General features: G+C 76.6%; 11 protein-coding genes. 7 read left to right on the forward strand and 4 right to left on the reverse strand.

Annotated features, from left to right (window positions below; translation table 11 throughout):
- The coding region (locus VER05_RS04790) for an MFS transporter (RefSeq protein WP_324844252.1) at positions 1 to 814 on the forward strand (814 nt) is incomplete at its 5' end.
- Positions 815 to 1,113: 299 nt separating this feature from the next.
- Positions 1,114 to 2,856 (forward strand): DEAD/DEAH box helicase, encoded by a 1,743-nt coding sequence (locus tag VER05_RS04795; RefSeq protein ID WP_414647554.1) that lies wholly within the window; start codon positions 1,114 to 1,116, stop codon positions 2,854 to 2,856.
- A gap of 270 nt (positions 2,857 to 3,126) precedes the next feature.
- On the opposite strand, the gene VER05_RS04800 is transcribed toward VER05_RS04795, so the two are convergent.
- The 3 genes from VER05_RS04800 to VER05_RS04810 form a co-directional block, all read right to left on the reverse strand.
- The gene (locus VER05_RS04800) at positions 3,127 to 4,002 is read right to left on the reverse strand and encodes an oxygenase MpaB family protein (RefSeq protein WP_324844253.1); all 876 of its coding nucleotides are present in this window, start codon (positions 4,000 to 4,002) and stop codon (positions 3,127 to 3,129) included.
- A 160-nt stretch (positions 4,003 to 4,162) separates the two neighbouring features.
- Positions 4,163 to 4,786, reverse strand: a complete 624-nt coding sequence (locus VER05_RS04805; RefSeq protein ID WP_324844254.1) for a MarC family protein — start codon at positions 4,784 to 4,786, stop codon at positions 4,163 to 4,165.
- Positions 4,783 to 5,625, reverse strand: coding sequence for a PHP domain-containing protein (locus VER05_RS04810; protein WP_324844255.1), 843 nt, complete (start codon positions 5,623 to 5,625; stop codon positions 4,783 to 4,785). Before VER05_RS04810 ends, VER05_RS04805 begins: the two co-directional genes overlap by 4 nt.
- Before the next feature lie 88 nt (positions 5,626 to 5,713).
- Here VER05_RS04810 and VER05_RS04815 point away from each other — a divergent pair, with 88 nt between their 5' ends.
- On the forward strand, positions 5,714 to 7,282 hold the full coding sequence (locus VER05_RS04815; protein WP_324844256.1) for an aminopeptidase P family protein: 1,569 nt from the start codon (positions 5,714 to 5,716) through the stop codon (positions 7,280 to 7,282).
- A gap of 60 nt (positions 7,283 to 7,342) precedes the next feature.
- Here the strand turns inward: VER05_RS04815 and VER05_RS04820 are convergent, their stop codons facing one another.
- The gene (locus VER05_RS04820) at positions 7,343 to 8,095 is read right to left on the reverse strand and encodes a general stress protein (RefSeq protein ID WP_324844257.1); all 753 of its coding nucleotides are present in this window, start codon (positions 8,093 to 8,095) and stop codon (positions 7,343 to 7,345) included.
- Between the two features lie 161 nt (positions 8,096 to 8,256).
- Here VER05_RS04820 and VER05_RS04825 point away from each other — a divergent pair, with 161 nt between their 5' ends.
- The 4 genes from VER05_RS04825 (at position 8,257) to VER05_RS04840 (ending at position 12,255) form a co-directional block, all read left to right on the forward strand.
- Positions 8,257 to 9,597, forward strand: a complete 1,341-nt coding sequence (locus VER05_RS04825; protein ID WP_324844258.1) for a magnesium transporter MgtE N-terminal domain-containing protein — start codon at positions 8,257 to 8,259, stop codon at positions 9,595 to 9,597.
- Positions 9,590 to 10,153 carry a DUF1003 domain-containing protein gene (locus VER05_RS04830; RefSeq protein ID WP_324844259.1) on the forward strand — a complete coding sequence of 188 codons (564 nt, stop codon included), beginning with the start codon at positions 9,590 to 9,592 and terminating at the stop codon, positions 10,151 to 10,153. The genes VER05_RS04825 and VER05_RS04830 overlap by 8 nt, the downstream gene beginning before the upstream one ends.
- Positions 10,154 to 10,202: 49 nt before the next feature.
- Positions 10,203 to 11,369 carry an Mrp/NBP35 family ATP-binding protein gene (locus tag VER05_RS04835; protein ID WP_324844260.1) on the forward strand — a complete coding sequence of 389 codons (1,167 nt, stop codon included), beginning with the start codon at positions 10,203 to 10,205 and terminating at the stop codon, positions 11,367 to 11,369.
- Between the two features lie 70 nt (positions 11,370 to 11,439).
- Complete coding sequence (locus VER05_RS04840) at positions 11,440 to 12,255, forward strand: DeoR/GlpR family DNA-binding transcription regulator (protein WP_324844261.1); 816 nt, start codon at positions 11,440 to 11,442, stop codon at positions 12,253 to 12,255.
- The last annotated feature ends 5 nt before the right edge of the window (positions 12,256 to 12,260 follow it).

Here is a 12,260-nt window from a genome sequence, read left to right on the forward strand (position 1 = left end):
GGCGTCCTTCGCGATCGGCCCGGCGCTGGTCGGCGTCGTCGCCGTGTGGCTGTCCCCCGCCGGCGCGCTCGTCACCGCCGCCGTGCTGCTGGCCGTGTTCGGCACCGCGTTCGCCCTGCACCCGACCGCCCGCCGCACCGCGACCGGGCCGCACGCCCGCCCCGCCGGGCGGCTGCTGACCCCGGCGTTCGCGGTGCTGGTCGTCGCGCAGGCCGCGGTGGGCGTGCTGTTCGGCGCCACCCAGACCGGGACCACCGTGCTCGCGACCCAGGCCGGCCAGCCCGGCCTCGCGGGCCTCATCCACGCGGTGCTCGGCGTGGGGAGCGCCGCCGCCGGCATCGGCACCGCGTTCATCCCCGCGCGGATCGGCCAGGAGCGCCGGGTGCTCGTCGCCGCGTGCGCGCTGGTCGCGCTGTCCTGGCCGCTGCTGCTGGTCGACTCGCTGCCCGCGCTGACCGCCGCGGTCGCCGTGCTGGGCTTCGCCGTCGCGCCGTACATGATCGGCGTGTTCTCGCTGGGCGAGCGGGTCGTCCCCGCCGGGCGCACCGGCGCCGCGATGACGGCCCTGGCCTCGGCGACCGGGGTCGGCTACGCCCTCGGGTCGAGCATCGCGGGACGCCTGGCCGACGCGTCCGGGCACACCGCGGCGTTCGCGGTCACCGTGACGACGACCGCGGTGGCGCTGCTGGTCGCGGCGACGCAGCAGCGGCGGCTCCGGGCCGCGGTCGCGACGGCGGGGCGCGCGCCGGCGGCGGACGACGTCGCGGCGGACGCGCCCGACGAGGCCGAGGTCCCGGCGGCGGCCGGGCGCTGACCCGCGCGCCGGGCGGACGGCCCGGGCGGTCCCGCGCCGCCCGGGCCTCCGCCCGCCGCGCCCTCCGCCCGGCGGATCCCCGCGGTCCGGGCGGCCCTGCGCGTATCATCGGGCGTGTTCATCGGTTGCCCGGTCGTCCCGACCACGGTGCGCCGAGCGAACCGCGGCGCCCACGGCGCCCGGCCCGCTCACGCTGACTTGCACGATCGGCTGCCGGACCACCTGTGGCGATGCCCGTCGCGGACCCCCTCGCGGGGCGCGACGCGCGGCACGCCACCTTCACGAGTGAAGAGCAGTCCGTGACCTCGACCGAACCCAGCACCACCGACGCCCTCGCGCCCGAGGACGTGGCGGTGGAGACCATCGACACCCCCACCGCCGCCTCCGTGCAGGCCGCCGACGTGACCTTCGCGGACTTCGACGTCCGCCCGGAGATCGTCCAGGCGCTCGCCGACGCCGGCATCAGCACCCCGTTCCCCATCCAGGCGATGACCCTGCCCGTGGCGCTGTCCGGCCACGACATCATCGGCCAGGCCAAGACCGGCACCGGCAAGACGCTCGGCTTCGGCGTCCCGCTGCTGCACCGCGTCGTCGCCCCCGGCGAGGAGGGCTTCGACGCCCTGCCCGCGCCGGGCAAGCCGCAGGCGATCGTCATCGTCCCGACCCGCGAGCTCGCGGTGCAGGTGGCCGGCGACCTGGAGACCGCGTCCAAGCGCCGCTCCGTCCGCATCTCGCTGCTGTACGGCGGCCGCGCGTACGAGCCGCAGATCGAGATGCTGCAGCGCGGCGTCGAGGTCGTCGTCGGCACCCCGGGCCGCATGATCGACCTGATGAACCAGGGCCACCTGGACCTCTCGCGGATCAAGTGCGTCGTCCTGGACGAGGCCGACGAGATGCTCGACCTCGGCTTCCTGCCCGACGTCGAGAAGCTGCTGGCCCGCACCCCCGCCTCGCGGCACACGATGCTGTTCTCGGCGACCATGCCGGGCGCGGTCGTCGCGATGGCCCGCCGCTACATGACCCAGCCGACGCACATCCGCGCCAGCGAGCCGGACGACGCCGGCCAGACGGTCAAGAACATCAAGCAGGTCGTCTACCGCGCGCACGCGCTCGACAAGGTCGAGGTGCTCGCCCGCATCCTGCAGTCCGAGGGCCGCGGCCTGACCATCGTGTTCGCCCGCACCAAGCGCACCGCCGCGAAGGTCGCCGACGAGCTCGTCGAGCGCGGGTTCGCCGCCGGCGCCCTGCACGGCGACCTCGGCCAGGGCGCGCGCGAGCAGGCGCTGCGCGCGTTCCGCAACGGCAAGGTCGACGTGCTCGTGGCCACCGACGTCGCCGCGCGCGGCATCGACGTCGACGACGTCACGCACGTCGTCAACTACCAGTGCCCCGAGGACGAGAAGACCTACCTGCACCGCACCGGCCGCACCGGCCGCGCGGGCAACAAGGGCACCGCGGTCACGTTCGTCGACTGGGACGACGTCCCGCGCTGGTCGCTGATCGACAAGGCGCTGGAGCTCGGCTTCCCGGAGCCGCAGGAGACCTACTCCTCGTCGCCGCACCTGTACACCGACCTGGACATCCCCGCGGGCACCACCGGCCGGCTCCCCCGCTCCAAGCGGACCCGCGAGGGCCTGGACGCCGAGGTGCTCGAGGACCTGGGCGAGACCGGCAAGCGGCACTCGTCGGGCCGGGACTCCGGCTCGCGCGACGGCGGGCGTGGCGGGCGCGACGGCGGCTCGCGCAGCGGCGGCCGCGACGGATCGCGCGGCGAGGGGCGCGGGCGGTCCGAGGGCGGCGCGCGGTCCGAGGGCGGCGAGGGCGGGCGCTCGCGCAACCGTCGTCGCGGCGGCTCGGGCGAGGCCCCCGCGGCGTCGGCCCCGGCCGAGGGCTCGACCGGCCCGGCCGAGTCGACCACCGGCCCCGCCGAGGGCCGCGAGGAGGGCGCCGCCCCGCGCCGTCGTCGCAACCGCCGCCGCACCCGCGGCGGCCAGGGCGGCGGCTCCGGCGAGCAGGCCCCGGCCGCTCCCGCGGAGGCCTGACCTCCCGCACGCACGACGACGAGGGCGCCCCGGCCACCCGGCCGGGGCGCCCTCGCGTCGTTCCCGGGGTCGGGCCCGGAGGCGAACTCGGCTGCGTCGGGGCCGGCGTCGGCGCGCGCCGGGGTGCGCGGCGGGACGGTGAGGTCGTCACATGGCGGTGAGGTCGGCACTCGTTTCCGCCGACCTCACCCGCTTGTGACGACCTCACGGGCGGGCAGCCGGCCATCGGCGTCAGCCCACGGCGCCGGACCCGCGCGGCGCCGGCGCCCGTCAGCCCGCCGCGTCCGCCGTCGGCGGGGCCGGGGTGGTCGCCAGGGCCCAGCGGATCAGGCGGGTGATCGCGCGGCCGCCCGCGGGGGCCAGCGTCGCGTCCAGCCACGGCACGTCGGGCAGGCCCAGCGGCGCACGGGCCGCGCGCGGCAGGCCGGCGATCGCCGCCGCCGCCAGCACCCCGTACGGCAGCCGGACCGGCACGGGCAGCGGCGGGTCGGCGAGCAGGAACTCCGCGGCCTCCCGCGCCTGCGGCGTCCCGCGCAGCTCCGGGAGGTACGAGTCGAGCGCCGCGCGCAGCCCCGCGGCCGTCTCGGGCAGGTCCTCGGCCCCGAGCGCGCGCCCCACCCGCGCCGACTGCGCCACGTACGCGTCGCAGCCCGCCGCGTCGAGCGGCCGCGCCCCGTACCGCTGGTGCGCGGTGAGGAACGCGTGCGCCTCGGTGATGTGCACCCAGCGCAGCAGGTGCGGGTCGGCGGCGGCGTACGGCTCGCCCTCCTCGGTGACGCCGGTGACCCGCTCGTGGATCGCCCGCACCGTCGCGACCGCCTGCTCCGCGTGCTCCGCGGTGCCGAACGTCGTGACCGCGAGGAACGTGCTGGTGCGCTGCAGCCGGCCCCACGGGTCGCCGCGGTAGCCCGAGTGCGCCGCGACGGCCGCCATCGCCAGCGGGTGCCAGGACTGCAGCAGCAGCGCGGTCAGCCCGCCGACGAACATCGACGCGTCGCCGTGCACCCGCCGGATCGCGTCGTCGGGCCCGAACCAGCGCGGGCCGGGGGTCAGGTGGATGCGGTCGCGCACCTGGGGGCCGCGCGGGCCGGCGACGCGCGCGAACAGCTCGTCGCCGAGCCGGCCGCGGAGGGACGGAGTGCTCACCCGCCGATCCTCGCCCCGCGCGCGCCGCTCGGCGACCGCGCGCCCGCCCCCGCGCGCCCGCCCCCGCGCGCCCGCCGAGTGCCTACCGGACGCGTCCAGCGCCTACCCGGCGGATAGGCGCTCGGCACGTCTCGTAGGCACTCGAGCGCGTCCGACCCGCCTACGCCGCCTTGACGAACGCGATCACCGCGTCCGCCACCAGCTGCACCGCGATCGCCGCCAGCAGCAGGCCCGCGATCCGGGTGACCAGCGTCGTGCCCGAGTCGCCCAGCAGCCGGTGGATGACCCCCGCGAACCGCATGGCCAGCCACAGGCACACGTGCACCAGGACGATGCCGACCGCGATCGCGACCCAGTCGGCCAGGGTGCCGTCGCTCTGCTGCACGAACACCATCACGGCGACGATCGCGCCCGGCCCCGCGAGCAGCGGCGTCCCGAGCGGCACCAGCGCCACGTTGACCTTCGAGTTCCCGGACGGCTGCGGCTCCTCGGACTTGCCGGTCAGCAGCTCCATCGCGACGAGCAGCAGCAGCAGGCCGCCGGACGCCTGGAGGGCCGGCAGCGAGATGTGCATGTACGACAGCAGGCTCTGCCCGAACACGGCGAACGCGAGCACGACCCCGAACGCCACGAGGATCGCCTGCCGGGCGGCCCGGTTCCGCTGCTGCCGGGTCATCGCGCCGGTCAGCCCGAGGAAGATCGGCACCGTCCCGGGCGGGTCCATGATGACGAACAGGGTGATGAAGACCTCGGACAGCAGCCGCCAGTCGAGCACCGCGCTCATCCGCGCACCACCGCCGTGCGGCCCCGGCGCTCGATCTCCGCGAGCACCTCCGGCGCCGTCGTGTTCTCGCCGAGCACGTTGTCCTTCCCCGTCCCGTGGTAGTCGCTCGACCCCGTGACCAGCAGCCCCAGCCGGTCGGCGAGCGCCGTCAGCCGCGCGCGCTGCTCCGGGGTGTGGTCCCGGTGGTGCACCTCGAGCCCCGCGAGGCCCGCCTCCGCCAGCTCCTCGACGTCGGAGTCCGGCACGACCCGCCCGCGCCCGTCGGCGCCGGGGTGCGCGAACACCGGCACCCCGCCCGACGCGAGGACCGCCTCGACGGCCTCGACCGCCTCCGGCGCGTAGTACGGCACGTAGTACCGGCCGCGCGCGGACAGCAGGTCCGCGAACGCCGCCGTCCGGTCCGCGACCACCCCGAGCGCCACCAGCGCGTCCGCGATGTGCGGCCGGCCGACGACGGTGCCCGGCGACTGCTGCGCGAGCACGTCGTCCCAGGTGATCGGGAGGTCCTCCGCCAGCCGCTCGACGATCGCCCGCCCGCGGTGCAGCCGCGCCTCCCGGGTCCGCGCGATCACGTCGGCGAGCGCCGGGTGCGCGGGGTCCTGGAGGTAGGACAGCAGGTGCACGCTGACGCCGCGCGACAGCGCCGACACCTCCGTGCCGGGGACGAGGGCGACGCCGACGCGCGGGGCGGCGTCGGACGCCTCGGCCCAGCCGGCGGTGGTGTCGTGGTCGGTCAGCGCGACGACGTCGAGGCCGGCCGCGGCGGCCGAGGCGACCAGCTCCCCCGGGGTCTCGGTGCCGTCGGAGACCGACGAGTGGGTGTGGAGGTCGATGCGCACCGCGCAAGGCTACTCACCGGTACCGGTCCTGGACGCACGGGGCCGCCCCGGCACCCGCGCCCCGCGCCGCCGGTGCCAGACTGGGCCCATGGCCACCGACCCCACGCCCGAGACCCCCGCGCCCGCCCTGTCCGAGCCCGCCGAGGGCGAGCAGACCCTCGCCGACCGCGGCTCGAACCGCAGCCAGCGCCCCCAGTCGGCCGCGTTCCTCGACTGGGTGACGTCCGGCTGGGCCGACCGCCCCGCGAGCACCGCGGTCCCGGGCGCCGCCGCCCCGTTCACCGCCGCCCGGCGCGCGCGCCTGGCCGCCGCGTTCCCGGGCGAGCGCCTGGTGGTCCCGGCCGGCGCGTACAAGGTCCGGTCGAACGACACCGACTACCGGTTCCGCCCGCACTCGGCGTTCGCGCACCTGACCGGCCTCGGCGCCGAGCAGGAGCCCGACGCGGTCCTGGTGCTGCACCCCGCGGCCGACGGCGAGGGCGACGCGCTGCCCGGCGGCGGCCGGTCCACGCACCGCGCCGTGCTGTACCTGCGACCCCTCGCGGGCCGGGACACCGAGGAGTTCTTCTCCGACGCCCGGTACGGCGAGTTCTGGGTCGGCCCGCGCCCGACGCTCGAGGACATGGCGACGGTCACCGGCATCGCGACCGCGCACAGCGACGACCTGCGCGACGCGCTGGCCAAGGACGCGGGCGCCGACGGCGTGCGGGTGCTGGTGGTGCCCGGTGTGGACGAGGCCGTCGAGGCCGTCGTCGAGGAGATCCGCGCGGCGGAGGACGCCGGCGAGCGGGACGCCGCGCTGGTCGAGGCGCTCTCCGAGCTCCGGCTCGTCAAGGACGAGCACGAGGTCGCCGAGCTGCGCAGCGCCGTCGCCGCGACGGCCGAGGGCTTCGCGGAGGTCGTGCGCCGGCTGCCCGAGGCGGTCGCGCACCGCCGCGGCGAGCGCGTCATCGAGGGCACGTTCCTGTCGCAGGCGCGGGTCGAGGGCAACTACGTCGGCTACGAGACGATCGCCGCCGCCGGCCCGCACGCCACCACGCTGCACTGGACGGACAACGACGGGCAGGTCCGCGAGGGCGAGCTCGTGCTGATCGACGCCGGCGTCGAGGTCGACTCGCTCTACACCGCGGACGTCACCCGCACGCTCCCGGTCGACGGCACGTTCACCGACCCGCAGCGCCGGGTCTACCAGGCCGTGCTGGACGCCGCGGACGCCGCGTTCGCGGTCGCGGTCCCGGGCAACCGGTTCCGCGACGTGCACGCCGCCGCGATGGAGGTCATCGCGGCGCGGCTCGGCGAGTGGGGCATGCTGCCGGTGCCGGTCGAGGAGTCGCTGTCCCCCGAGGGCCAGCAGCACCGGCGCTGGATGGTGCACGGCACCAGCCACCACCTCGGCCTGGACGTGCACGACTGCGCGCAGGCCCGCCGCGAGATGTACCTGGACGCGGTGATCGAGCCGGGCATGGTGTTCACGATCGAGCCGGGCCTGTACTTCCAGGTCGACGACCTGCGCGTCCCCGCGGAGCTGCGCGGCATCGGCGTGCGGATCGAGGACGACGTGCTGGTGACGGCGGACGGCAACGAGAACCTGTCCGCCGCGCTCCCCCGCACGCCGGAGGACGTCGAGGCGTGGATGGCGGGGCTGCTCGCCCGCTGACCTGCGGACGCGACGACGGCCCGGTCCCCCTCCGCGCGAGGGGGACCGGGCCGTCGGTCGTCAGTCCTGCTTGTCGGCGCCCGGCTGCCCGGTCTCGGGTGAGCCCGGCGGCGGGGCGACCGGCGGCTGCGGCGCGAGCTGCCCGTACCGCGGCTCGGCCGGCGGCTGCGGCGCGAGCTGGCCGTACCGCGGCTGGGCCGGCGGCTGGCCGGGCGCGACCGGCGGCTGGCCCGGCGCCGGCTGCCCCGGCGCGGCCTGCGGGTAGGCGGCCGTCGGGTCGGACGGGCGCGCGCCCATCGGGGCCGCGGGCGGCGCCGATGTCGCCGCGCCGACCCGGACACCGCCGACCTCGCGCAGCATCTGCCGGGCCTCGTGCGCGCGCTCGGCCCGGCACAGCACCGCGTACTGCGCCGCGACGATCTGGCTCTGCGAGGTGAAGTCGCGCTTCCCGCGGCTGGTCGCGTAGACGAGCACCGCCAGCAGCAGGCCTGCCGCGCCGCCGAACAGCACCGCGGCGAACAGGATGCCGGAGGAGCCGCCGGACAGCAGGAACAGCAGGCCGATGAACACGCCGAACCAGGCGCCGGACCCGAAACCGCCCATCGCGACCCGGGCGTAGGTCAGCCGGCCGGTGACCCGCTCGACCATGCGCAGGTCGGTGCCGACGATCGTCACCATCTGCACCGGGAACTGGTGGTCCGAGAGGTGGTCGACGGCCTTCTGCGCCTCGAGGTACGTGCCGTAGGACGCGACCGTCTCGCCCTGCGGCAGGGTGGGCGTCTGGGGGATGCGGGCACCGCCGGTGAACGACATGCGTCCATCCTCGCCCCGCGGGGGGTCGCGGCGCCAGGCGGCACGGCCGATACGCAGGGGTTTCATGGCCCGCGTCCAGGCGCCGGCCAGGGTCGCGCGCGCCCCGGGACCACCCGCGTCGCGGCGCGCCGCACGGCCGGGCGCCGTCTACGCTGACCACCGTGAGCGGCACCGGGACCCGAGTCTTCGTCGCGCGCCTCGCCGGCACCAACGTCTTCGACCCCATCGGCGACCAGGTCGGGCGGGTCCGCGACGTCGTCGTGCTGCTCCGCCCCAAGGGCGCGCCCCGCGCGGTCGGCCTGGTCGTCGAGGTGCCGGGCAAGCGTCGTGTGTTCGTGCCGCTGACCCGGGTGACCGCGATCGACGCCGGCCAGGTCATCTCGACCGGCCTGGTCAACATGCGCCGGTTCGAGCAGCGCCCGTTCGAGACCCTCGTGGTCGGCGAGCTGTTCGACCGCACCGTGCAGCTGGCCGACGGCTCGGGGTCGGCGACGGTCGAGGACGTCGCGATCGAGCGGCAGCGCAACGGCGACTGGCTGGTCGCGAAGGTGTTCGTCCGCAAGGACAGCGGGCGCGGCGGCCTGCTGCGCCGCCGGGGGGTGCCGGAGCTGCTCGACATCGACGAGATCGCCGGGCTCGCCCGCACGGCCGCCGACGCGCAGGGTGCCGCGCTGCTGCTCGCCCAGTACGACGAGCTCAAGCCCGCGGACCTCGCCGACGTGCTGCACGACATGGGCTCGACGCGGCGGATGGAGGTCGCGGCCGCGCTGGACGACGAGCGGCTGGCCGACGTGCTCGAGGAGCTGCCCGAGGACGACCAGGTCGCGATCCTGTCCCACCTGGAGCGGACCCGCGCCGCCGACGTGCTCGAGGCGATGCAGCCCGACGACGCGGCCGACCTGCTCGGCGAGCTGCCCGACGACCAGCAGGCCGAGCTGCTCGCGCTGATGGAGCCCGAGGAGGCCCGGGACGTCCGCCGGCTGCTCGCGTACGAGGACAACACCGCGGGCGGCCTCATGACGACCGAGCCGGTGATCCTCGGGCCCGAGACCCCGATCGCCGCCGCGCTCGCCCACGTCCGCCGCAAGGACCTCACGCCCGCCCTGGCGTCGATGGTGTTCGTGGTGCGCCCGCCGCTGGAGACCCCGACCGGCCGGTTCATCGGGGTCGTGCACCTGCAGCGCCTGCTGCGCGAGCCCCCGCACGAGGCGATCGGCGCCCTCGTCGACACCGACATCGACCCGGTGCCCGCCGACGCCCCGCTGCTCGCGGTGACCCGCCGGCTGGCCACCTACGACCTGCTCGCGATCCCCGTCGTCGACGACGACCGCCGCCTGCTCGGCGCCGTCAGCGTCGACGACGTGCTCGACCACCTGCTGCCCGAGGACTGGCGCGAGACCGACGAGGAGGTGCAGCCCGTCCCGACGGGCGAGGTGCCCGCCGTCGGCCGCGCCGCCCGCCCTCCGGCACGCCCGACCCCGAGGGGAGGCCGCCGTGGCTGACCGCCTCGACACCCCGAAGACCGCGCGCCGCAGCCTGCTGCCCAAGCTCGAGGACGACGCGTTCGGCAAGGTCTCCGAGGGCATCGCCCGGTTCATGGGCACGCCGAAGTTCCTGCTCTGGCTGAGCCTGTTCTGCGCGGCCTGGCTGATCTGGAACTCCTGGGGCCCGGAGCAGCTGCGGTTCGACAAGGCCGCGAACGGGTTCACCGCCCTGACGCTCATGCTGTCGCTGCAGGCGTCCTACTCGGCGCCGCTCATCCTGCTCGCGCAGAACCGGCAGACCGACCGCGACCGGGTGCAGGCCGAGCAGGACCGGCAGCGCGCCGAGCGGAACCTCGCCGACACCGAGTTCCTGGCGCGCGAGATGGCGGCGCTGCGCATCGCGCTGTCCGAGGTCGCCACCCGCGACTTCGTCCGGTCCGAGCTGCGGAACCTGCTGGAGGAGCTGGCCGAGGAGCGGGAGGCGGCCGCCGAGCGCGAGCCCGCGGACGACGCGGCCGACCCGCGCGACCGGGACCGCCCCCGCGAGCGGGACCGCGCGACCCCGACCCCGTAGGGGGCAGGTCCCGGCGGGTGCCCCCGCGGGCGCACCTACGATGGACGGCATGTCGCCCGCCCTGGACACCCGTGACCCCGAGGCCGTCGCCGCCGCCGTGCGGGAGGCCCTCACCCGGGTGCTCGACCCGGAGATCCGGCGGCCGATCACCGACCTCGGCATGGTCCGGTCGGTCGACGTCGACACCACCCCCGCCGCGGGCGCGCTCGTCACCGTCGGCATCGACCTGACGACCGCGGGCTGCCCGCTGCGCGACACCATCACCCAGGACGTCACCGCGGCGGTGCGGACCGTCGAGGGCGTCGCCGACGTGCGGATGGCGCTGGGCGTGATGAGCCCCGAGCAGCGCGCGGCCCTGACCGAGCGGCTGCGCGGCGGCGCCGAGCCGGTGATCCCGTTCAGCAAGCCGACCTCGCTGACCAAGGTGTTCGCGGTCGCGTCGGGCAAGGGCGGCGTCGGCAAGTCGTCGGTCACCGCGAACCTCGCCGTGGCGATGGCGCAGCAGGGGCTGCGGGTCGGCGTCGTGGACGCGGACATCTACGGCTTCTCGATCCCCCGGATGCTCGGCGTGACCCAGCCGCCGACCCGGGTCGACGAGATGCTGCTCCCGCCGATCGCGCACGAGGTCAAGGTCATCTCGATCGGCATGTTCGTCCCGCCGGGCCAGCCGGTCGTGTGGCGCGGGCCGATGCTGCACCGCGCGCTCCAGCAGTTCCTCGCGGACGTGTTCTGGGGCGACCTCGACGTGCTGCTGCTCGACCTGCCGCCCGGGACCGGGGACATCGCGATCTCGGTCGCGCAGCTGCTGCCCGGCTCCGAGCTGGTCGTCGTGACGACCCCGCAGCTCGCGGCGGCCGAGGTCGCCGAGCGCGCCGGGTCGATCGCCACCCAGACCCGGCAGGGCGTCGTCGGCGTGGTCGAGAACATGGCCTGGCTGGAGCAGCCCGACGGGTCGCGGCTCGAGCTGTTCGGCTCCGGCGGCGGCGCGCGGGTGGCCGAGGGGCTGTCCCGGTCGACCGGCACGACGGTGCCGGTGCTGGGCCAGGTGCCGCTCGACATCCGGCTGCGCCAGGCCGGCGACGGCGGCACGCCGGTCGTGCTCACCGACCCGGACTCCCCCGCGGCGGTCGCGCTGCGCGGGGTGGCGACGGCGTTGACCGCGCGGTCCCGCGGGCTGGCCGGGAAGTCGCTGGGGCTCACCCCGGTCGGCCGCTGACGCGCGGGGCGTCCGCCGCCGCCGGGGCGCCGATGTTGGTTCCTGTGCGGTCGTGGTGGATACTGTCGCGGTGCTCGCGAGCCAGCGTCAGGACCGCATCCTCGCGGAGGTGCGCGCCCACGGAGCCGTCCGCGTCGCCGACCTGGTGGACCGGCTCGACGTCTCCGAGATGACCGTCCGCCGGGACATCACCGAGCTCGACCGCGCCGGCCTGGTGCGCCGGGTGCACGGCGGTGCGGTCGCCGCGGACGGCGGGGCCGGCCGGCCCACCGACGAGCCCGGCTTCGCCGAGAAGAGCACCTGGGCGACGGCCGAGAAGCGGGACATCGCCGCCCTCGCCGCCCGGACCATCGAGCCCGGGCAGGCCGTCGCGCTGTCCGCCGGGTCGACCGTGCACCTGCTGGCGCAGCAGATCGCCGCCGACCCCGCCCTGCGGCCGCTGACCGTGGTCACCAACTCGCTGCCGGTCGCGCGGACCCTGCACGAGGCGGCGGGCGCCACGGGCGGCGCGCTCGACGTGATCCTCACCGGCGGCAGCCGCACCCCGTCCGACGCGCTCGTCGGCCCCGTCGCCGACACCGCGCTCGCGACCCTGCGGGTCGACCGGCTGTTCCTCGGCGTGCACGGGCTCGACGAGTCGGGTCTGATGACCCCGAACCTCGCGGAGGCCGCGACCGACCGCGCCCTGCTCCGGTGCGCCGCCGCCGTGACGGTGCTCGCCGACCACACGAAGTGGGGCGTGGTCGGGCTCGCCCGGATCGCGTCCCTGGAGGAGGTGGACGTCGTCGTGACCGACGCCGGCCTCCCCGAGCCCGCCCGGGCGGTGCTGGCCGACGCCGGCTGCGCGCTGCTCGCCCCGACCGACCACCAGCCCGAGGAGCGATGACGCGC

Origin of the sequence: Cellulomonas sp., from assembly GCF_035634735.1 — a bacterium.
Taxonomy (GTDB): Bacteria; Actinomycetota; Actinomycetes; order Actinomycetales; family Cellulomonadaceae; genus Cellulomonas.

Bases quoted from the DNA above. Each gene is read 5' to 3' on its own strand.
- VER05_RS04805 (WP_324844254.1), bottom strand. From the start codon at position 4,786: ATGAGCGCGGTGCTCGACTGGCGGCTGCTGTCCGAGGTCTTCATCACC.
- VER05_RS04815 (WP_324844256.1), top strand. From the start codon at position 5,714: ATGGCCACCGACCCCACGCCCGAGACCCCCGCGCCCGCCCTGTCCGAG.
- VER05_RS04820 (WP_324844257.1), bottom strand. From the start codon at position 8,095: ATGTCGTTCACCGGCGGTGCCCGCATCCCCCAGACGCCCACCCTGCCG.
- VER05_RS04835 (WP_324844260.1), top strand. From the start codon at position 10,203: ATGTCGCCCGCCCTGGACACCCGTGACCCCGAGGCCGTCGCCGCCGCC.